Source organism: Shewanella olleyana, assembly GCF_023283825.1.
Lineage (GTDB): Bacteria > Pseudomonadota > Gammaproteobacteria > Enterobacterales > Shewanellaceae > Shewanella > Shewanella olleyana.
On record NZ_JAKILD010000001.1, the window covers coordinates 127,530 to 150,081 of the forward strand.

At 39.8% G+C, this 22,552-nt stretch carries 20 protein-coding genes; 13 read left to right on the plus strand and 7 right to left on the minus strand.

Annotation, left to right across the window (positions count from 1 at the left end):
* Positions 1-63: 63 nt before the first annotated feature.
* A complete protein-coding gene (locus L2735_RS00545) occupies positions 64-579 on the minus strand; it encodes a DUF2798 domain-containing protein (RefSeq protein WP_248982861.1) in 516 nt (171 codons plus the stop codon).
* A gap of 94 nt (positions 580-673) precedes the next feature.
* Between L2735_RS00545 and L2735_RS00550 the strand changes: the two genes are divergently transcribed.
* Complete coding sequence (locus L2735_RS00550) at positions 674-1,099, plus strand: MarR family winged helix-turn-helix transcriptional regulator (RefSeq protein WP_248982862.1); 426 nt, start codon at positions 674-676, stop codon at positions 1,097-1,099.
* A 74-nt stretch (positions 1,100-1,173) separates the two neighbouring features.
* Here L2735_RS00550 and L2735_RS00555 read toward each other — a convergent pair whose 3' ends face one another.
* Genes L2735_RS00555 through L2735_RS00565 form a run of 3 tightly spaced genes read right to left on the minus strand, consistent with a single transcriptional unit; the run spans position 1,174 to position 3,595 of the window.
* A complete protein-coding gene (locus L2735_RS00555) occupies positions 1,174-2,379 on the minus strand; it encodes a multidrug effflux MFS transporter (RefSeq protein WP_248982863.1) in 1,206 nt (401 codons plus the stop codon).
* 39 nt (positions 2,380-2,418) lie between these two features.
* Entirely contained in the window at positions 2,419-2,970 is a 552-nt protein-coding gene (locus tag L2735_RS00560) for a DUF1415 domain-containing protein (protein ID WP_248982864.1), read from the minus strand.
* A gap of 28 nt (positions 2,971-2,998) precedes the next feature.
* Complete coding sequence (locus L2735_RS00565) at positions 2,999-3,595, minus strand: LysE family translocator (RefSeq protein WP_248982865.1); 597 nt, start codon at positions 3,593-3,595, stop codon at positions 2,999-3,001.
* A gap of 344 nt (positions 3,596-3,939) precedes the next feature.
* Here L2735_RS00565 and L2735_RS00570 point away from each other — a divergent pair, with 344 nt between their 5' ends.
* Complete coding sequence (locus L2735_RS00570; RefSeq protein WP_248982866.1) at positions 3,940-4,518, plus strand: DUF4136 domain-containing protein; 579 nt, start codon at positions 3,940-3,942, stop codon at positions 4,516-4,518.
* A gap of 95 nt (positions 4,519-4,613) precedes the next feature.
* Here the strand turns inward: L2735_RS00570 and L2735_RS00575 are convergent, their stop codons facing one another.
* On the minus strand, positions 4,614-5,432 hold the full coding sequence (locus tag L2735_RS00575; protein WP_248983028.1) for a DUF2797 domain-containing protein: 819 nt from the start codon (positions 5,430-5,432) through the stop codon (positions 4,614-4,616).
* Positions 5,433-5,758: 326 nt separating this feature from the next.
* On the minus strand, positions 5,759-6,265 hold the full coding sequence (locus L2735_RS00580; RefSeq protein WP_248982867.1) for a glycine cleavage system transcriptional repressor: 507 nt from the start codon (positions 6,263-6,265) through the stop codon (positions 5,759-5,761).
* A gap of 258 nt (positions 6,266-6,523) precedes the next feature.
* On the opposite strand from L2735_RS00580, the gene L2735_RS00585 reads away from it, so the two are divergent.
* The 9 genes from L2735_RS00585 (at position 6,524) to L2735_RS00630 (ending at position 19,340) form a co-directional block, all read left to right on the plus strand.
* Positions 6,524-8,779 carry an ABC transporter permease subunit gene (locus L2735_RS00585; RefSeq protein ID WP_248982868.1) on the plus strand — a complete coding sequence of 752 codons (2,256 nt, stop codon included), beginning with the start codon at positions 6,524-6,526 and terminating at the stop codon, positions 8,777-8,779.
* A 58-nt stretch (positions 8,780-8,837) separates the two neighbouring features.
* Complete coding sequence (gene pstA, locus L2735_RS00590) at positions 8,838-10,496, plus strand: phosphate ABC transporter permease PstA (RefSeq protein WP_248982869.1); 1,659 nt, start codon at positions 8,838-8,840, stop codon at positions 10,494-10,496.
* A gap of 28 nt (positions 10,497-10,524) precedes the next feature.
* Positions 10,525-11,343, plus strand: coding sequence for a phosphate ABC transporter ATP-binding protein PstB (gene pstB / locus L2735_RS00595; RefSeq protein ID WP_248982870.1), 819 nt, complete (start codon positions 10,525-10,527; stop codon positions 11,341-11,343).
* 64 nt (positions 11,344-11,407) lie between these two features.
* A complete protein-coding gene (gene phoU, locus L2735_RS00600; RefSeq protein ID WP_248982871.1) occupies positions 11,408-12,118 on the plus strand; it encodes a phosphate signaling complex protein PhoU in 711 nt (236 codons plus the stop codon).
* Between the two features lie 451 nt (positions 12,119-12,569).
* Positions 12,570-13,715, plus strand: coding sequence for a putative sulfate/molybdate transporter (locus tag L2735_RS00605; RefSeq protein WP_248982872.1), 1,146 nt, complete (start codon positions 12,570-12,572; stop codon positions 13,713-13,715).
* A gap of 152 nt (positions 13,716-13,867) precedes the next feature.
* A complete protein-coding gene (locus L2735_RS00610) occupies positions 13,868-14,461 on the plus strand; it encodes a DUF502 domain-containing protein (RefSeq protein WP_248982873.1) in 594 nt (197 codons plus the stop codon).
* Positions 14,462-14,622: 161 nt separating this feature from the next.
* Positions 14,623-16,599, plus strand: a complete 1,977-nt coding sequence (locus L2735_RS00615; protein ID WP_248982874.1) for a BCCT family transporter — start codon at positions 14,623-14,625, stop codon at positions 16,597-16,599.
* A 399-nt stretch (positions 16,600-16,998) separates the two neighbouring features.
* Complete coding sequence (locus L2735_RS00625; RefSeq protein WP_248982875.1) at positions 16,999-17,355, plus strand: YajD family HNH nuclease; 357 nt, start codon at positions 16,999-17,001, stop codon at positions 17,353-17,355.
* Between the two features lie 449 nt (positions 17,356-17,804).
* Positions 17,805-19,340: a M20 family peptidase gene (locus tag L2735_RS00630; protein WP_248982876.1), complete on the plus strand. Its 1,536-nt coding sequence runs from the start codon at positions 17,805-17,807 to the stop codon at positions 19,338-19,340.
* Positions 19,341-19,495: 155 nt separating this feature from the next.
* On the opposite strand, the gene L2735_RS00635 is transcribed toward L2735_RS00630, so the two are convergent.
* Positions 19,496-19,726 carry a DUF1289 domain-containing protein gene (locus L2735_RS00635; RefSeq protein WP_248982877.1) on the minus strand — a complete coding sequence of 77 codons (231 nt, stop codon included), beginning with the start codon at positions 19,724-19,726 and terminating at the stop codon, positions 19,496-19,498.
* Positions 19,727-19,953: 227 nt separating this feature from the next.
* Here L2735_RS00635 and L2735_RS00640 point away from each other — a divergent pair, with 227 nt between their 5' ends.
* The gene (locus L2735_RS00640; RefSeq protein WP_248982878.1) at positions 19,954-21,129 is read left to right on the plus strand and encodes a chemotaxis protein; all 1,176 of its coding nucleotides are present in this window, start codon (positions 19,954-19,956) and stop codon (positions 21,127-21,129) included.
* A 12-nt stretch (positions 21,130-21,141) separates the two neighbouring features.
* Positions 21,142-22,401: a methyltransferase gene (locus L2735_RS00645; protein WP_346348114.1), complete on the plus strand. Its 1,260-nt coding sequence runs from the start codon at positions 21,142-21,144 to the stop codon at positions 22,399-22,401.
* Positions 22,402-22,552 lie beyond the last annotated feature (151 nt).

The window sequence follows — 22,552 nt, forward strand, 5'->3', positions numbered from 1 at the left end:
TAAATTTATTGGTTGAGTGATGTTTTATGAAAATGTTTTAAATACGAGGGGGTTAATATGCTGCTAACTCTTTAGCAAAGCTTCCACTTTTGGCTTAATGGTTAATGACACTGTTATCATCATGACTAAGGCGATAGGTAATGCAGCAATTAAGGTATTGAACCAAGCTAGAATAATCCCGTCGCTTGCAAGACCAATGTTATTAATAGTGGTTGAAAGTGCCATTCCAGATTCCATGATCAATGCCATACTGATGCCTACAAGTATGTTTCTCGTTTTCTCTGCTGAATTTGGCATTAGCTTTTCAGATAATTTGGTCAGTAAAGTCATCATCAGAAAGCCGATAGGCATAACAGTAATGATTGCTAGCAGGAAAGAGCTTATCCAGTCATTAAAAAAACTATCGGTATAACCGAGATTTATAAAAGTCATCACACCTGTTAATGTGCCGCCCATTAGCGTCACCATGCCTAGGACAGTGAGCACTTTAATATGTATTGGCGTTTTTGAAGTAACCGCTGCTGAGTCTGAGTCACTTTTTGAATTAATCATTTGTGGTTGAATTACCTGTGAACTCATGTGAACCTCCAGTGTTGAATTTAACTTTAATGTAGTTGATAATGTCAACTATAGTCTTTTGGTTGATAATATCAACTAGTTTGTGAGGTTTTTTATGCAAGAACGTAAATCTTTAGACAGTCTGTTTCAGCTTGTACACGCCCTGAAGCGTCAATTACATAATAGAATTGAGCAACTTAATTTAGATATCGCGCCAATGCATGTACGCGTATTAAAAATTATCAACAAGAAAGTACCGTGCACAGCAATAGATATTGCTAACTTTTTAAATCGCGATAAAGCTCAAGTTACTCGGCTGTTGAATACCTTAATCGCGCAAGAGCTAATCGTGAAGGAACCTAATCCTGAAGATAAGCGTAGCCAATGTTTACGCTTAACTGAGAAAAGTCAGATGATAATGGGTGAGATCTCGAAAATCGATAAGCAGATTTATGCGCAAATGACGCAAGGGTTAAATGAGCAAGATCTTGAGCATTTTGAAGTTGTCGCCGAGTTGATGGCAAAAAACTTGTCAACTTGAGGTTTCCACTTGCTGTTAAAGCAAGTGGGTTCTTTTGGTTTAGTTGGTTTAGTTAATTCGTTCAGCGAATGAGTTTAGTTACTTTTGATTAGATTATCCGTGACAAACGGTTTGTTTTTAATCAGTAACCATAAAATGACCCCAATTAGCCCCACGCAGAGCTGGATAACTCCAAGGTTTTTAATTAATGACTCAGGACTCATTGATACGAGTAACATTCCCAGCGCACCGCAAATCATGCTGCAAAACTGAATTAAAGCCACCGCAGAACCTGTGTCATGGTTTTGTTGATCAAGCATTAAGTTGGTGCCAGGTACTTTCATGGTAATAATGACAACAGTGGCAGGTGCTGCAATAAAGGCAAAGATAATTGGCGATAGATGTCCTATTGTCAGGGTTAAAATACCCGCTACAAACAACAGGGCAAAACATAAACTGATAATTCTTTTTACTGTGATGTAGCGTGACAAGCGTAAATAAATCATTGGCCCAAAGGCTGCGCACATGGCATTAAATGCAAATGCATAACTAAACTGTTGTTCGGTGAGTCCAAAATCGTTGATATATATGTAAGAGCCTGCCGCTAAAAATCCCATTAATGCCATCGGAGATAGTGAAAAAACAACCAGTAATAAGGCAAATCTTGGGTTCTGAATAATCACTACTAATCTTCCCCAAGAACGCAAGATCGAGCCAAGGTACTTTTTATCTAAAGTTTCTTGATAACAGATCGCTAATATTCCTGCGAAACAGCCAAATACAGCCAGTGCCACAAACATCATGCGCCAAGATGCGACTTGAAGTAAAAAAGCACCGATGACTGGAGCTACCATAGGGGCAATGATGACAAGAGACATAATTGTCGCCATGATTTTTTCACGTTCTCGGCCAGTATAAATGTCTTTCACTATTGCGGTAGAGACCACAGTGACAGCACTGGCAGAAAATGCTTGAAAAATTCGCGCGCAAATAAGTTGCTCAATATTGGCTGACATGGCGCAAAGAATACTCGCTAGCACATAGCCACTAATACCTATCAGTACAATAGGTTTACGGCCAAACTTTTCACTTAAAGGCCCCCAAAAAAGTAGGCCGAAAGCATAAGTGACAAAGTAGCTACTGAGGGTTAAGTTCACCATTGATTGATTGGTATTGAGCATTTCAACCATGGTTGGTAAAGCGGGTAAATACAAATCAATAGTTAATGGCGGGAAAGCGCTAATGATAACGAGAAAAAATAGCATACCGGTTTGGCCCAGTATCGGTTGTGGATTTTTCAATTTGATACTCTTAAGTTTAATTGCGCTGTTTGTTTAACGTTATTTATTGACCTGACATTGTTTTAATAACGCTGTAAAAAAATCAGCACCTTTGCGCTCTGCAAAGGCAATATTTCGCTCTGGAATTGTTTCAGGTTCATCATATTCTGCAAGCGCGGCTTCCATACTGGATTCTCGAATAATATGAATCGTCGGATAAGGTGAGCGGTTAGTATAATTGGCAGGGCTGTCTTGAGGCTCGCCTTCAAAACAATAGTCGGGGTGAAAGCTGGCTAGTTGATAAACCCCTTCATAATCATTATCAAATAACTTGTCATTGGCTAAATCGACGATATCAAGATAACTGTAAAACCCTTCAAAACCTCTTGGCATAATGAACAGGGTGGTTTCAACTTCAGGGTGATTGTCTAAAAACTCACACTCAGCGATGAAATCTTTCATCACTTGCTTAACTTTGGTGTTTTCACTGCAATAATAACGAATGCTGTTACGCTCAACTTCTCGGCGGGCAAAAGGACAAATGTTATATTTCATGATCACTTTATTGACCCAGTTTGCCGTCTCTAAATGGTATTCGTTTAACGCTGACATCTGTATTCCTACTGCTTATTTGACACGACTAGTTAGGTACTACCATGGGGATAATGGATAACACTAATAATAACGCCATTGAGATATTAAATATTTTCTGCTGACGTTCATTTTTAAGTAATTTTTTTAAGCCTACACCAAAGCTCAGCCATATTGAGGCGCAAGGTAATGCGATAAAGAAAAACACAACTGCTATGGTAATAACTTGTGGTGTTAAGGACTGGTCAATACTTGTAAAAGTCGCTATCGCACCAACGGCCATAATCCAACCTTTTGGATTAACCCATTGAAATGCCGCTGCTTGTATAAAGTTAAACGGTTTTGAAGTTTTTTTGCCTTCCAAATTACTTGAACTATTTGCTATCAACCAAGAAAGGTAAAGCAGATAGATAATGCCCGCCACTTTTATAACTTGGTGGGCGACGGGGTAGGCTTGAAACACCGCACTGAGGCCTAACCCAATGGCGAGTACCATACTAGGGAAGCCAACAATGATCCCCAATAAATGAGGAATACTGCGCTTTACACCAAAATTAACCCCAGATGTCATCAACATAATGTTATTAGGGCCAGGCGTAATACCTGCAGAAAAGGCAAATAATGCGATGGTAATAATGAGTTCCATAGACCTTGTCATTTTAGTGTAGAAATTGCTTTAAGAACGGTATTTTAGCGGTTATCGGTGCGTGAACAAATAAAAACTTGATATAAGTTAATATTACAAAGATACGTTTGTGACAAAGTGGTTGGAGCTGTTTTTGTTATTTGTTCTCAAGTGTTTCAAATATCATTAAAACATTCTCAAATCTTGTTATTAAATTTGAGTCAGGTTAGGTTAGGGTTCATATGTTAAATTACTATCGACGCTACAGCTCGTGCTTTTTTACAATAGTGCTTGATTATTGTGTTTAATTATAGCTTTTACTTTCACAGAGCTTGCCAGTTTCTAATTATAGGATTAACCAATAAATGATAAAAAAACAGTGGTGTTTATGGATGAGTTTAGTGTTGGCTTTAGTTAGCGGCTGCGCAACTAATGAACCCAGTGCAGATCCAGTACCAAGTCGAATTACTATGGTAACCTCTGGTGATTTAAGCTTAATTCCATCGAGCTCAAAGAGCTTTGGATGGCACCCTACAATGTTTACTATCCATAGCGCGAATAAGCTCGATGATGCTGAATTGGTTAGGCATATGCGTTTATCGATTACTAAAATTATGAAAGCAAAGGGCTATCATTATGTTGAGGCCAGTGAATCACCTAGTATGTTAGTGGGGTTCGGGATGGCACTAGAGTCAGAGATGAGCGATAAAGAAATCATGAAACGAGCGGGTTTAGTCGCTGGGTTATCAACCAAAGGGGTTGATGATGATTATGAAAAAGGCTCTGTGCTGGTGGCGTTATTTACTCCAATTCGTATCCAGCCTGTTTGGAAAGTACTTGCTCAAGGTTTTACTGACATTGATGAGCCCATTGAAAATCGTGAGCTGCGTTTTGATCATCTGACGACCATGATGCTTAATTCGGTGCCTAATCACCTTATGTAGTTTTTTGAAACTCCTCATATAAAATTTTGAAAAAATGAAAGGCCGCTGATATGCATCAGCGGCCTTTTTTATTGTTAGTTAATGCGCTTTAGCGATTAAACTGCCACATTCACTTCGTACGAACCAAACTTACGAATATTGATTACGCCAGTATCAAATATTAAGTACTGGCCTTTAATTCCTTGCAAAATACCCGTCACTTCAGGGGTTTTATCGAAGTTATGGGACTTTACTTTTTTAGGGAACTCAGTGATAGGGAACTTGATCCCTTGAATAGAATCATCTAAGCGCTCAATAACAAAATCAGGATTTTCTTGTTTGATTTCTTGTAAACGTTCTTCAATCACAGGGATCAGTTTATTGGCCATTTCGACCAAATCAACATCTTCAGCATTGCCCTTAAGCATCGCCTGCCAGTTTGTCTTATCGTTGATTAGCTTGGCTAATTCTACTTCGACTAAACCTGATAGTTGGCGAGTAGAAACTTTGAAAATAGGTAGCCCTTGTGTCGCGCCTTGATCAATCCAACGAGTCGGTATTTGAGTGTAACGAGTAATACCGACTTTGATACCTGAAGTATTTGATAGGTAGACATAATGCGGTACAAAGCAATGATTTTGGGCCCACTCAGGCTCACGACAGGTGCCTTTATCATAATGGCAGGTTTCAGGCTTCATGATGCATAAATCGCAGCTTGCAAGCTTTGACATACACACATAGCAGTGACCCTGAGAGTAACTCTTTTTGGTTTTTTTACCACAACTACTGCAGAAGATATTGCCCGTGTGAGTTAGGGTTAGTGTTTTACCGATTAATGGATTGAGGTCGATAGTTTCATCGCCCACAGGTAATTTGTATTGCACTTCATTTTGCTCATCAAGCTGAGTGCGCATTTTAGACAGCGTTCCTAACATCATTTACTCATTGTTTTTATCATTTGTGGTTAGTCTAACAGATGCTTGAAGGTAAATTTAAACGGTTTTTTAGATTGAATAAGCCGTTAAGTGCAGCTGAGGTTTATGACAATTATATGAAGCTTTAAATTTGTTGATAGATGGAGTTTTTTAGAAGGTTGTTTAGAAGCAACTAAAGGGTATTTGGGTTGATATCATGCTTATCGCATCAGCGAATCGATTACTGAGTTCGCCGATGTTATAAGTTTATGCTGAATGCCTGAACTGGATATTACTACCGCCATTTACACAGAATATAAGTGTTTGCGTATTACATACCGCAAGTTTTATGCACTTTTACTTAGTTTGTCTAATACAACATCGTCGCCCAATTCGTAAAGCGAATCTGTTAATTGCTCTTCTTGGCTTGGATCGGACAAACCTAAACCCATCGTGGCTCTAAAGAGTGCAATGCCACTGTGGCTGGCTGTTTCTTGTTGGCTACTAAATTGCTCAATGTTAATCCCAAGTGCATTAATCTTGTTTGATATTTCAAGCACTAAGCCTTCACGATCATAGGCAACCAAATTAAAGCTTAGTCGTTTAATTGGCTCTGCAATATGACCTGTTTTGCAGTAGGTACAATTTAGGCCGTCAATGCACTCTAAAGCATCTAACATTGCATCCCATTTTAATGCAGAGACTTCCAACTGTAATATAGCGGCAAAAACACCATCGATATGACGCATCTCAGAATCTAGCCAGTTACCATTGTGACGACTTATAACATTTGCTATTTGTTCAACTAGTCCTTTTCTATCAGGGGCTTGCAAGGTAATCAAGTAACGCAACATAATTGAAACTCCCAAATTCTTAACAAATAAATCTGCTGTAACACTACTGTCATATTTACGTCATATAATTCAGCCAATTAAAATTGGCATCCAAAAAGTGTCATATAAGCTCGCTAAACTACTGTTTTTTACACCAACTAATAACTTAGAAAGTGGAAACTGTCAGTTTAGGTAAATAAAACAGCTATTTATTTAGTAACACAGCGGATTAAACAATCATAGCGAAATTTCGCTGACGATTAATTATAGAGGTTCTGAATGGAAAGTCAGGTAAGTCAGCCTGGTTCTGAGACGAAGAGTTTGCTAGTCAGTAGACGAACGAATCGAAGAGCATTTACGGATAAGGCAGCTGAAGTCGGAGTTACTGTGGGTGGAACCATGGTTTTTGTCGCTTTGTTGTTGATTTTCTTTTACTTATTGTACGTCATAAAACCTATTTTTGATGGTGCTGATGTTGAACCTGTTTCAACGATTAGCTATCAGAATACTGATGTCGCCACATTAATGGTTGGCAGTGATGAGCAAAATGAAATCGCTTATCGGGTTACTATTGATGGTCAAGTTGATTTTTATTCAGTAGCAAGCAGACAGCTAATTAAAAGCTTTAACCCGCCGCTTCCAGCAGGCGCTACTGTCGTAAGTAGCGCTAAAGCTAAGCCAAATGAGCAACGCTTTGCGCTTGGCTTAAGTTCTGGTGAGGCATTAGTTGTTGGAATCGATTTTGGCGTAACGTATCCAGATAACGTACGTACCATTACGCCACGTTTACGTTACCCACTCGGTGAAACGCCGATTATGGTAGACCAAGGTCAGCCGTTAAATAACTTGGTGTTTGACTATATCGATAGCCGCATCGGTTTTGCTTACCAAGATAATGACGGTGCATGGAAACTGAATCGCCTTGAAGGCGAAGAAAACATGATGACTGAAGAAGTCGAGTGGTATTCAGACCTAACGGTTGTTGAAGATGCACCTAAGAATGCATTAACAGCACTGATGACACCAGATCATCGTCAATTAATCCTACCAACGCCAGATAAGATTTTTATCTACAATATCCGTGATACTGATCAGCCAACGTTACTGCAAGTGATAGATGTAAAAGACGGCAGTAATAAAGTATCAAACGTCAGTCTATTAGCGGGTGCAAGTTCAGTATTAGTGAATTACGAAGATGGCACTATTGACCAGTATTTTCAGGTGAGTAGCCGCAATGGTCGTTTGTATCAAAAAATTCGTGATTTCGAAATAGATTCTCCAGTGCAAACTATCGCTACTGAGTTTTACCGTAAGAGTTTTGCGGTTGTGAGCCCAGAAGGTGAGTTGTCACTGCTGTATACCACGAGTCAACGTAACTTATTCACTGACACGTTTAATATTGCTCAGCCTGGTGAAATGGCATTCAGCCCGCGTTCAAACGCATTGATTGTTGAAGCTAATAACAGCCTGAACATTTTTGCGGTTGATAATGACCATCCAGAAGTCTCTTGGAGCGCATTGTGGCAGAAGGTGTGGTACGAAGGTTACCCTGAGCCGCAATATGTTTGGCAGTCAACGTCTGGCTCAGATGACTTTGAAGCTAAATTAAGCTTAATGCCACTGGCTTTCGGTACCATGAAAGCAGCGTTTTACGCGATGTTATTTGCTGTGCCAATTGCTATTGCCGGTGCAATTTATACCGCTTACTTCATGGCGCCAAAAGTGCGTAGTGTGGTTAAACCGACTATTGAGATTATGGAAGCCTTGCCAACGGTTATTTTGGGTTTCTTAGCTGGTTTATGGTTAGCGCCGTTAATCGAAGAGCATCTGCCGGGTATTTTAGTGTTATTGACACTGCTACCAACCAGTATTTTGGTCAGCGCATACTCTTGGAGCAAGTTACCAGCTAAATGGAAGCAGCGTCTGCCTGAGACCTATCAAGAAATCATGCTCATTCCAGTGATTTTATTTGTCGGTTGGTTCTCATTTGAAATTAGCCCAGTGATTGAGATTGCATTCTTCGATGGTAATACGCGTCAATTTATCACTAACGAGCTAGGCATTACTTTCGACCAACGTAACGCGTTTGTTGTTGGTATCGCGATGGGCTTTGCGGTTATTCCAACTATCTTCTCGATTGCTGAAGATGCGATTTTCTCGGTACCTCGTCATTTATCAAACGGTTCGTTAGCACTAGGTGCAACAAACTGGCAGACATTAACCCGTGTGGTTTTGCTTACAGCAAGCCCAGGTATTTTCTCTGCAGTGATGATGGGCCTTGGCCGCGCTGTAGGTGAAACCATGATTGTATTGATGGCAACGGGTAACACGGCAATTCTTGAATGGAGTGTGTTTGAAGGTATGCGTACCTTGGCCGCTAACATTGCAGTTGAAATGCCAGAATCTGCCATTGGTAGTTCGCATTACCGTGTATTGTTCCTTGCAGCATTCGTCTTGTTTGTATTTACCTTTGTTTTTAACACCATTGCAGAAGTGGTACGTCAGCGTCTACGCGAACGTTACAGCTCACTTTAAGGAATGAAGATGAAAACAGTATTTAATATTTCGCCAATCGCCTTGAGAGGTTTGAGCAATGGGTAAGTGGGTTAAATCAGGTTCTCCATGGATATGGATGACTGGTGGTGCAGTAAGTATCAGCTTGATTGCAGTACTTGGTTTGTTGTTATTGATTGCTTGGCGCGGATTAAGTTACTTCTGGCCTGCTGATATTTATCAGTGGGAAATGGAAGATAACCAAGGTGTTAAGTCGACATTAATCGGTGAAATTTATGACCGTGAAGATGTGCCTACTGAGCGTTTGATTTCGGCAGGTCATACTTTTAAAGAACACCCTGGTGAGTTTGTCACTCGCTACCTTGTGAAAACAGGTAACCGTGAGTTTGTCGGGCTGGATTTCCGCTGGATATTGGCAACAGACATTGTTAGCCGTGAAAAGCCAGCTGATATCGCCATGTTTGAGCGTACTAAAAATGGTAATTTTTATGGTTATCCAGTTGCCGTTATCGAAAATGGCGAGCGTTTACCGCTTAAAGGCGGGCAAATTGAAACAGCGTTAGAAGATCATATTGACCGCGCTGTGGGCATTGGTGAGCAAGCGCTTCAATTGCAAAAGTCTGAAATTGGGTCAGTTAACTACGCACTTGAGCGTCTTCGATTAAAAGAACGTGGTTATGAGCTTGACGGTAAGTTAACTCCTGAGCTTAAAGCCGACCTTGATGCACAAGCTGAGCAATTAAACCTAGACTACCTTGTCATGGAAAAGGACTTGTTTGCACTGCGTGATGAAGCTGCGCGTGACTCAGTCATCATTCGTGATATGCGCGGTGAAGAAGTCATTCTTAGACTTGATTCAGTTTTAGATGTTAGCTACGTGAACCGCATGAACAGTTTTGATAAAGTGGTTCATTGGTTTGTTGGTTTAGGTCGATTTGTTAGCCATGACCCACGTGAAGCCAATACTGAGGGCGGGGTATTCCCAGCCATCTTCGGTACGGTATTCATGGTAATGTTAATGGCCGTAATTGTGACGCCGTTTGGGGTTGTTGCTGCGATTTACTTACATGAATATGCTAAGAAAGGCCCAATTACTAAGATGATCCGTATTGCGGTAATTAACTTAGCGGGTGTGCCGTCAATTGTTTACGGTGTATTTGGCTTAGGCTTCTTTGTATACATGTTAGGTGGCTCGTTAGACCAACTGTTTTACCCTGAAGCATTACCATCGCCAACGTTTGGATCGCCTGGTGTGATTTGGTCAGCACTAACATTAGCTATTTTGACATTGCCAGTTGTGATTGTATCGACTGAGGAAGGCTTAAGCCGTATCCCAAGTGCTGTACGTCAAGGTAGTTTAGCGCTAGGTGCGACAAAGTTTGAGACCTTATGGCGCATTATTATTCCAATGGCGAGCCCTGCAATTATGACAGGTCTTATTTTGGCTGTTGCTCGCGCGGCAGGTGAAGTCGCGCCATTGATGTTAGTGGGTGTTGTTAAACTCGCACCGACATTACCCATTGATATGAACTTCCCGTTTGTCCATTTAGAACGTAAGTTTATGCATTTGGGTTTCCATATTTACGACGTTGGCTTCCAAAGTCCTAACGTAGAAGCGGCTAGACCATTAGTTTATGCAACTTCATTCTTATTAGTATCTGTGATTGTGACACTTAACTTAACAGCTATTAGTGTACGTAATCACTTACGTGAAAAATTCCGTTCGCTAGAACATTAATTAGCGATATCCTGAGGAAAAAAGAAAAATGATTTCTATTGATCAAAGCGCTATTAAATCTGAAGTTGTCGATTTAGCTAACCTACCTGCACAGGATACTGCGCTAGAAATTCGTAACCTAGATTTACGTTATGGTGATAAGCAAGCTCTATTTGATGTGAGCATGAAAATCCCGAAAAACCAAGTGACAGCATTCATTGGCCCAAGTGGTTGTGGTAAATCAACGCTGTTACGTTGTATTAACCGCATGAATGACTTAGTTGAAACTTGTCATATTGACGGCGAAATTTTACTTCATGGTCAGAACATTTATGACAAACAAGTTGATGTAGCAGCACTTCGCCGTAACGTTGGAATGGTGTTCCAGCGTCCTAACCCATTCCCAAAATCAATTTATGAGAATGTGGTTTACGGTCTACGTCTTCAAGGGGTGAGTAATCGTCGTGAACTAGATGAAGCGGCTGAGCGTTCATTACGCGGCGCGGCAATCTGGGATGAAGTAAAAGACCGTTTACACGATAACGCCTTTGGTTTATCGGGTGGTCAGCAACAACGTCTTGTTATTGCTCGTGCGATTGCCATTGAGCCAGAAGTATTATTACTTGATGAACCAACATCAGCATTGGATCCAATCTCAACCTTAACGATTGAAGAGCTAATTACCGAGCTTAAATCAAAATATACTGTTGTTATCGTTACCCATAACATGCAACAGGCTGCGCGTGTATCAGACCAAACCGCCTTTATGTACATGGGCGAGCTAATTGAGTACGCTGATACTAATACTATCTTTACTACGCCGCAAAAACGTAAGACAGAAGATTACATTACAGGTCGTTACGGCTAATTGAACTGGCATGAATAGCCGATGGCTTCGGTCAATATTTTAAAGAATAAAGGTTGATACAGTAATGGAAAACAAAAATTTAAATAAGCATATTTCTGGTCAGTTTAATGCTGAATTAGAAGATATTCGTAACCGCGTTTTAGCGATGGGTGGCTTAGTCGAGCGTCAGCTTGAAGAGTCACTTGATGCATTAGCATCACTTGATGCTGAACTTGCACAGAAAGTGATTGATGGCGATCATCGAGTCAATGGTATGGAAGTGGCTATTGATGAAGAGTGTACCCGTATTATTGCTAAGCGTCAGCCTGCAGCAAGCGATCTACGTTTAATCATTACCATAGGCAAGACTATTACTGATTTAGAGCGTATTGGTGATGCTTGTGTGCGTATTGCTAAAGCGGCATTAGATAAGCGTTTAAACAACCAGCAGCCATTACTGGTCAGCATTGAAAACATGGGCCGTCATGCTACTCGTACGCTTCATGCGACCCTTGATGCATTTGCACGTATGGATGCAGAAAACGCACTTGAGTTGCATAAAGAAGATGCCAAGTTAGACAAAGAGTATGAAGGTATTATCCGCCAGCTTATGACTTATATGATGGAAGACCCTCGTTCAATTCCTGCGGTATTAGACGTACTATGGGCGGCTCGCGCTGTTGAGCGTGTTGGCGACCGTTGTAAAAACATCTGTGAATACATTATCTTCTTTGTGAAAGGTAAAGATGTTCGTCATACTTCTTATGAAGATATGGAAAAAGATTTAAACATGTAAATGACTCGCTGTCGTTTCAGTGATAATCCATTGACGATTTAATCATTCACGGATTAATCATTTACGGGTTAGTGTTTTACGGACTTAATGTTTACGAGAAGAGCCCCTTAGTTGGGGCTTTTTTATGCCTGCTTTCTAGCCTGTTTTTTATACCTGTTTTATATGCTTGTTCTTTATACCTGTTTTTATAATGCAGGCGATGATACTTAGTTCTCGTTTTATTCTCGCAGTATTTTGATTTCAAGCTGGAAACCACAATATGAATTTCAGTTGTTTGAATATATCTACTAACTTGGACAAAATGACCAATAAAAGAATGTTAAATTGAGTCATTTTGTCGTGGTATTTTATATAAGTTATTAAAATAACGATATTTTTATGAATTAGATCACAATTAATTTCTGGCACTTAAATTGCTATCTTTATATATCCAATCCTTACGGCAAGATATATGAGATGTAAGACTCCTCAACTAAATAATGTCAATAAACTATCTGGTGAATTAAGTGGCGCTTTTGCCGACTTAGGAACCTTCCTTCCGCTTGTATTAGGGCTTATCGCTCTTAATCAATTCTCACCCCAAGGCATATTCTTAGGCTTTGGATGCTTTGCACTGTTTACTGCTTTTTATTATCGCAGGCCAATTCCTATACAGCCTATGAAAGTCATCAGTGCTCTTGTGATTGCAGAAGGATTAACTCCAGGAATGCTTCAAGCATCGGCAATGTTAATGGGGCTAATCTTACTCATCTTAGCCTACAGCGGTATTATTCAGTGGATGGCTAAACAGTTATCACCTGCAATCAGTATTGGGATCCAATTAGCCATTGGTATTCAATTGATTTGGATGGGTGGCTTTATGATGAGCGAGACATGGGGGGTTGGTTTACTTGCTTTTGCTGCACTATTTTTAAGCCGCTTCATGCCAATGCAATATATTGTGATGCCATTAGTCATTTTAATGGGCATAACTTGGCAATATTTCAGCCAAAGTGCCCCCAGTTTTGATTTCGTTCAGGCTGCTCCTTGGCATTTAAGTTGGCCTGAAAACCATGAGTGGAGTTCGGCTGCTATTTTGTTAGTACTGCCGCAATTAGCGTTAACCTTAACGAATGCGGTTATTGCGATATCGGCGATGGCAAAGGATAAATTTCCTGAAGACAGCGATAAATTTACCTCGCAAGCTTTTGCGAAAAGTTCAGGCTGGGCGAATTTACTGATGGCACCATTTGGCGGCGGAGCTATGTGTCATGGTGCAGGCGGTCTTGCCGTTCAACATCACTTTGGTGCTCGCACTTGGATAGCTCCGGCTATTTTTGGTCTCAGCTGTTTATTGATTGCGGCATTTTGGGGGCAGGGAATTGCAGCCGTGCTATCACTTATTCCTCTTGCGGTATTAGGAAGTTTACTGGCTATTGCCGGAACTCAGCTTGCCTGGTCTAAGCGATTTATTGATGGAAAACCGTTTTGCATCTTTGTTATTTTTACCACAGCGTTAGCGTGCCTTATCGTTAACACTGCAGTTGGTCTGGCTGTTGGGGTGGTTTTAGAATTAGGGCGCCATCAATGGTTGTCTTTTTCGGCTTCAAAAAACTAACTTATTTACACTGATATTGTCTTTACTTTTAAATTGCGTGTGATGAAGTTCACAATGTTGTAGTTGCTCAATTAGCTATCCCGTATATGCGAAGTGACTAATGAGCAAACTGTGTTAACATTTTCTCCTGAATCTTCTTTCTCGTGAGCTAAATGAAAAATACCCTTTCCCGTGGACTAACTAACTTATTGCCAATGGTATTGAGTCTGTGGTTATTTTGGTCGTTATTTATATCCTTAGATGGTCTGGGTCACTTATTGCTGGATATTGTTGACCTTGAGAATACCTTTGTAGGTGCTGGTTTTATCTTAGTTGCTATATTGGTATTTATCTCTGGAATATTATTTTCATTTAGTCCATTTGCTTGGCTTTATGGCTGGATAGAACAACAACTAATGAAGTTTCCGTTGTTCAAGTCTGTTTATGGCAGTATTCGTGATATTGCAGGTTTAATGAAGCGAGATGGCAAGCCAAAGAATCAAAAAACCGTGTTAATTAAACAAGCTAATGGTGGCTATGTGGTTGGTTTTATAATGAATCAAACTGCGCCGCAACCGTTAACAGAAGCTCTGCCTGAAGGTGATTGGGTACCGGTGTTATTCCAGTTAAGCTATCAAATGGCGGGGGTGACAAGTTTAGTTAAACGAGAGGATCTAATAGAGGTAGATTGGTCTTTTGAAGATGCTATGCGTTTTAACCTAACTGCCGGCATTTCTATTGCTAATAGTTCACTCCCAGTAAAGTAGATTATTATCAGCAGCGTGACTATATTTATAGTCTTATATGTTAAAACAACCCTTTACGGTTGCTTGAAATCGAAAATATTTGTTAAGTTTGTTCTGAATGAGCATGCAACTTTTTACGAACATTTTTAGCAGCTTATCGTTACTTATCTTGGTTCTCTATCATGTCAAAGAAGTCGAGTATTAACCCGCCTGTCTTTTATTCTTCTGTAATACTAATTTTTATGATGGTTTTATTCTGTGCTTTATGGCCAGAAAGCGTTAGCCATTTTTTTAAATCAATTCAAACCTGGTTAGAGGTTAAAGCTGGTTGGCTTTATATCCTTGGGGTTGGCATCTTTTTGATATTTATTATCTATGTGATGCTGAGCCGCTACGGTGATATTAAGCTTGGTCCAGATCATTCTGTGCCTGATTACAGCAACAAAAGTTGGATATCAATGCTGTTTTCAGCAGGTATGGGTATTGGCTTAATGTTTTTTGGTGTCGCAGAGCCTGTGATGCACTTCTTAGCACCACCAGAGGCTGAAGCTGAAACGATTCAAGCGGCTAAAGATGCGCTAAAAATCACCTTTTACCACTATGGTCTGCATATTTGGGCAATTTATGCTGTGGTTGCACTGAGTCTTTCCTACTTTTCTTATCGGCACAAATTACCATTATTACCACGATCTGGTTTATATCCATTAATCGGTGAACGGATTTATGGACCTATTGGTCATGCGGTTGATACATTTGCAGTGCTCGGTACTATGTTTGGCGTTGCTACGTCATTGGGTTTTGGTGTGTTGCAAGTAAACTCAGGTTTGAGCTACTTAATCGACGGATTCCCTAACGATATTTCTACTCAAGTCTTTTTAACCCTTGGGATCACTGCCATAGCCACAATATCGGTTGTTGCTGGTTTAGATAAAGGGGTTAGACGCTTAAGTGAGTTGAACCTCTTTTTAGCATTAATTTTATTATTAGCGGTTCTGTTTCTCGGCCCAACGGTGATGCTGTTACAAGCATTTGTACAAAACACGGGTGGCTATCTTAGCGATATTGTAAATAAAACATTTAATCTTTATGCCTATGAGCAAAAAGAGGATTGGATTGGTGGTTGGACATTACTGTATTGGGGCTGGTGGATTTCTTGGTCTCCATTTGTAGGAACCTTTATTGCCCGAGTAAGTCGTGGGCGAACCATTCGAGAATTCTTAATGGGTATGCTATTTGTGCCGACAGGGATCACCTTCCTATGGATGACGGTTTTTGGCAATACTGCAATTGATGCGATTATGAATCATGGTGCAACTTATTTGTCGGAAGCAGTGAGCAATGATGTTTCGGTGGCATTATTCAAGTTCTTTGAATATCTTCCATTCACCACTATTTTATCCATGATAGCGTTATTTTTAGTGGTCACTTTCTTTGTCACTTCTTCAGATTCTGGTTCATTAGTTATTGATAACCTAACATCTGGTGGTGACAGGACTTCACCGGTATGGCAGAGATTGTTTTGGGCCGTTTTACAAGGCGTCGTTGCTTCTGTTTTACTGGTTGCAGGTGGTTTACATGCCCTTCAAACGGCGGCGATAGCAAGTGCAATGCCATTTTTGATGGTCATGTTTTTGATGTGTATTGGCTTAAATAAAGCCCTTAAAGATGATCGTTTGAAGCTTGAAAGTGTTCAACAACACAATACCAGTGTTCAGTTTGCACAAGCACACATGAGCTGGAAAGATCGAATCGATATTTTAGTCTCACAGCCTAGTCAAAGTGATGCGCAACGGTTTTTAGATATTATTGCAAAACCTGCTCTGGAAGAAGTTAAACACACCTTCCTAAATAAAAATGTACCAGCGGTCATTACAGAGGTCAACGAACGTGTCTGGTTGCTCATAGGAAATTCAGATAATGACACTTCACCGTTTGCTTATGGGTTGCGTATACGCACATTTACGATGAATGGTACAGAAGTTGAAACGTTTGATAGTCACCAAGATTACTATAGAGTTGAAGTGTTCTTAGAGCATGGTGGTCAGCATTATGATGTGATGGGGTATACTCAAGAGCAAATTATTGCTGATATTGTTAATCAGTATGAGCGCTACTTGCATTATCAACACCTTTCTAATTCTGAGTTAGTGATGTATTGATGATATTGAGTTGTAGCACTTATACCGATGTAGAAAACATTGCTCCAGGTGGCAACTGAGATTATCCTTAGGGTAATATTTTGGACTAATCATAATTAGTCGCTAGGGCCTGTTGATCTTTTTAGGTTAATTTTTGTTCGAAATAAAAGTGTTTTAATTGAGGCGGATGGATTGATGCCTAGTCATCTAAGCAAAATTCATCCAACAAAGAGTAAAACGCTTTTAGTCGAACCCTTTGGGCAGCATTTGTTGGCCATTTTTACTGCGTTATCGACTTTTTATGTAGAATAACTACACCACAAAGTCTCTGCCTTGTATAAATGGCCAACAATTCGCTGCAAAAACAACCTTGAAAGATCAACAGGCCCTAATAATCAATAAACTAAAATTGGAAAGTCGATGTCAGGCACTCAAAGTAAACTAGATAAAGTATTAGCGGAAGCGAGAGAATACAAAGCCAGCCGTGAGAAAGGCTACAGGGAACAAGCGTTAAAACTTTACCCTTGGGTATGTGGCCGTTGTACTCGTGAGTTCACTCATAAAAATTTATCTGAGCTGACAGTACATCATATGGACCATAATCATGACAATAACCCATCTGATGGCTCCAACTGGGAGCTATTATGTCTGTATTGCCATGATAATGAACATTCTCGTTTTGAAGAATTGATCCGTTATGGCAGTACCACTGAAGTAAAACAAGAAGCGGCGACTTACAATCCGTTTGCTGATTTGAAGTCGATGATGAAAAAGTAATGCCGTTTACTAATAATTAAACAAAAAAGCCCATATTTATGGGCTTTTTTGCATTCTATTGAAAGCTCAACTTGATTATCTATTAACTGGGCTGTGATTGAAGTGGATATATTATAACGTTTTATATAGTTGTAATTTTTTACTGCTAATATGACGTTTTTAACCTGAACACTACAAATATTGTTACAGACTTGCTTTGAAGGCTCTATTCTCCCTTGAACAAAAGGGATGATCCAATGACTTATGCGTGAATCTTTCGAGACGGATTTAAATAACGTCAGGTAGACACAGGAGACTTAGGACTGTTGTTAAAAATTTGTCTATATTAATAATGTATAGCGCAGTATTTTGATTTAACAGGTATCTCGTTAATTTTTGCAGCAATTTACTCATCCATACAAGCAATCAGAAAATAAGGGCTTAACAACTTAACTTATAAGGAAATATGCATGTTTAGTTACACTAAAGGTTTTATTGGAATTGTTTCTGCAATGGCATTTTTCACAGGTGTTTCAGTGTGCGAAGCTAGTGAACAAGATTTTTCCTCTATGCAGATGAAAAATGTGGAAAAAGTCGAAGTTAACGTGGATCTTGAAGGCGCAGTAAAACGTTTATCCAAGGCAGTCACTTTTAAAACTATCTCTAATCAAGATCGTAATGATTTTGATGTCAAAGCATTTACCGACTATCACACATACCTTGAGAAAAGTTATCCCAAGGTACATTCAACATTGAAAAAAGAAGTGTTAGGTGATCCTCGACCATACAGTTTGCTCTATACATGGGAAGGCACGGATCCAACATTACAACCGGCACTTTTTTATGCTCATCAAGATGTAGTTCCTGTACCTGAAGATTCGAGAGACCAATGGAAAGCAGACCCTTTTGCTGGCACCGTTAAAGATGGCTACATTTGGGGAAGGGGTTCGTTAGATGATAAAAACCAGATCCATGCCATTTTAGAAGCGGCCGAAATGAAGATAACGGAAGGTTGGCAGCCATCACGTACGTTATATTTTGTATTTGGACAAGATGAAGAAGTAGGCGGGCCCGAAGGTGCTAGGTACATAGCAGATGTTTTAGAAAAACGCGGTATTGAAAGGTTTGCATTCGTAATGGATGAATCTGCGCCTATTACACCGGGTATTTTCCCAGGAATTAAAGAAAATACCGCACTTATCGGCATTGCACAGAAAGGATTTATCAGCCTAGAGTTGTCGATTAATGGTGTTGGTGGACATTCGTCTATGCCACCAGAGGAATCAAATATTGGTATTGTAGCTGAAGCTATCACCAAATTAGAAAAAGCCCAATTCCCTTACCGAATTCATCCAGCTGTGCGTGCTCAGTATCGCTACATGGGGCCTGAATTGGATAAAGTCAATCAGCCTTTATACTCGGCTGTAGCATTTGGTAAAGATGGCGAAGTTACCCCGTTGGAGCAAGAGTTCATTGACCTAATGTCAAAGAATGAATTAACGAGAGCCATGCTTCACACCACCATTGCAGTTACTATGTTTAATGCAGGTATTAAGGATAATGTATTACCACCAACAGCTGCAGCTGTCGTCAATTTCAGACCAATGCCTGGTGATACTCCAGAAGTTATTATTGCTCATGTGAAAAAAGCAGTAGCTGACGAACGCATTGAAATTAAAGATATTTCAGCGTCAACACCTGCTACCAATGTGGCTAATGCAGGTGGTCCTGGTTACAAAATGCTGGAAAAAACCATTCGCCAAACATGGGGTAATGACTTAATCGTGTCACCATTTTTTGTAGTCGGTGGATCTGACTCTAAACATTTCCAAGCCAGAAGTTTTGCCCCTGACGTATATACCATGACAGCGATTCAATTAGAAAATACTGAAGAGTTTAAAGGTTTTCATGGCGTTAATGAGCGTATTCTAGTTAAAGAGTACGGTCGTTCAATTGGATTTTTCTATACGTTATTTAATAACTTAGAGCAGTTGGAAAATAAATAGCATTTAAAAGAGTATGAGCAATTAATTTTGACTCATACTCTTTTTACATATCTAAAGTTTGTTTATTAATTAAAGATAAACATGACAAAAATTTTAATTAATCTTAAAACTATAGTTTACTGTTCGCCATATAAACCTATTATTTATCCACACCTTTAAGTTTGTTCAATTTCCGCTTGGGCTTTTAACCATTTCTCGCGACTGATAACCTGGCTATTATTGTTGCCTTTCATTTGTTCCTTTCGCAGTGGTAGCTTTTGCCATATTGCTTGTTTTTTATCCTCACTCGCTTTTCCCCAACCTACAATTTCATTGATATGCCTAAAACAGCCCATACAAAAATCATCATCGTTGAGCCCGCATTTGGCAACGCAAGGTGAGTGCATATTTAGATCCTATAATTAAACGTTAAGGGAGCAATTGGCTTTATATATTATTAATAACACTAGACACAAAAGGTGATAAAAATTAGTCTTTGATGAAATTAAATTATTATATATCAACTAGTTAATCTTACTGGTTAACTGTCGCGATCTTGTGTTTATTGTAACTTGTGCGACAGGTTAATGTTGGGTGAGCTTGGCTAAATTGCTACAGGTTTGTGGAGAATACCATGAAAACATGGCTATGTTCAGCAGTAAAGCGCTTGTCATTTGTGACTATGATGGGCTTAAGTTTAGTGGTAATGACGGGTTGTTCGTTACTTGAAGTAAAACTTGAAAGCGGTGTAGAACCATTACCAAAAGAGCAAGTGAACATGCGGATGTTTAGCCGTGAGTTTAGCTACTCTTTTTACACACAAGTAGAAGCCAGTGCCGACCTTATCGCTAACAGCACCGATGATGTCAGCATTATTTCAAATACCTTGATGTGGAAGATTTATTCTGAGCAAAATTTGCAGCGTGCTATTTTTCAGGCGTCACCTGTTGCAGCAATGATAGATACATGGGTGTTTACAGAGCAGATGAATCAGTACTTTTTAAATGGTGCAGGTAGTGAGGTTTTTGGCGAGCATCAAGCTATTGCTATTGAGGCAAGCGAGATTTTGTCTAGTCAATTTGCAAAAACAGTCAAAGGGTTTGTGGACTCAAGCAGTTACAAAAAGCATCAAGATTTTGTGAACCAGTATGTGGCAGATAACCCAATCCAAGATATTAGTTTTAGTCGAACCTCTGCTTTTCAAGATTGGCTTGCCTATAGCGAAATCTCAGAATTTGAAGCAATCACTACATTTGGCTCAATGCCAGAAGTGATGAGTGACATGTCTGATAGAATGGCGATGACAACCCAACAAATGCCGAAAATACTAGGTTGGAAAGCTGAGTTATATGCACTACACGCCGATGTGAATGCAGCAGACGTTGAGCAAGCCTTGAAGAACATCAGTGAGACCACAGTAAAGTTTCAGGCATTGATGGAGCAAACACCAGAAATGATGACGCTGCTTGCGTCTGATCTGCGAACGGAGCTAAGTCCGCTCATTCAGCAGTTAAGTGAAGTTACAGATGATAAGTTGCATCAGTTATCTAAGGAGCGTGCTTCACTTGCACTAATCATCACTCATGAACGTGAAGCATTAGTGCAGATGATTGCCGATGAAAGAGAGGCTGCAGTGCAAGACTTAGACTCTTTGACTCAACGAACCGTAGAGTTGGTGTTTAAACAAGTTACCGACATGCTTAAGAGCATGATTGTGTATTTCATTTTATTCTTAATTGCGGTATTTTTTGCGCCACTAGGGTTCGGTGTCTGGTTAGGCAAACGAATGGCAATAAAACAACAAGCGTAAAAGGTTTCAGCATTGGCTATTAATACACCTAACACTCAAAAGCTTTCGCAAATAAGTGCATGTTTAATGTCACTACAACCTTTATGGCAAGTGCAAGCATTTGAATGTCAGTCTTTACCTTGGGAACAGAAGTTTCCAACCTTGGCAAAGCAGGTATGGCAAATAGACGATGCTGATATTGATGCGTTAGATATTGATCAGCAAAAGTTAGTCTCATTTTTGTTGCCAAGTTTACTGGAAGATTTAGCTGCTAATGCTGACAGCGGCATAAAAGTAGATGACTTAGTAGCAATGCTAATGGATGGGGGGCATGCTCGCCATCAAACCAGTATTGATAGTCAGCTTACATTGTCAGAAACAGAGTTAGGCCATTTTAGTGCTCATATAAAAGGCCGAAAATGGCAACAAATCACTCAGTTTGCAGATAATGTCCCTATGGATGGCTTACCTATTTTAGAGTGGTGCGCAGGAAAAGGGCATTTAGGGAGATACTTAGCTAAAACCCATGATACCAATGTCACAAGCCTTGAGTGGCAACAAAGCTTGTGCGAGCAAGGTCAAGACTTTGCTAATCGCTGGCAGCTTCAGCAGCAGTTTCACTGCACAGATGTGTTTAAGTTAACTGATAATCCTCTAAAAGCTAAGCAACATGCAGTGGCTTTGCATGCATGCGGTGATTTACACGTTAAGTTAATTGACCTAGCCACTCAATCAGACACACAGTCTATTTCGTTTTCACCTTGTTGTTATCACTTAATTGAAGCTAAGCAATACCAGCCATTATCCGATATTGCTAAGCAAGCCGGTTTCAGGTTATCACGCCATGATTTGCAGTTGCCATTACAGCAAAGCGTGATAGCCAACGAAAAACAGTTAAGCCTAAGACATCAAGAGATTTGCTGGCGGTTAGCTTTTGATAGTTTGCAGCGTGATGCCACTGGTTCAAATGGTTACTTGCCCATTCCCAGCATTAAACGAAGTCAACTTTCTGCAGGTTTTACTGAATTTTGTCATTGGGCTGCTGGGCAAAAGCAAGTGGATATTACTGCTATTGAAGATATGGAAAAATATCTACATATTGGTCTCCAAAGACAACGCCTAACACGACGGATTGATTTAGTAGCTCACTTGTTTAGACGGATTTTGGAGCACTGGTTAATATTAGATAGAGTGTGTTTTTTAGAGCAGCATAATTACCAAGTTGAAGTGTTTGAATTTTGTTCAAACAGTATTACTCCAAGAAATAGTTTAATTCAGGCACAAAAAAGATAATGACTATTATCTATGTTCGAATTGTTATCTAACTCGCTGTTATATATTCCTATATTTATGTGTGGCAGATTAAACCTAATTGACTATAAAAGAATTTTTGTCATTCAAAGTGTGGCTTAGATAGATTTATCTGCGACTAAAAGTGGTTTTA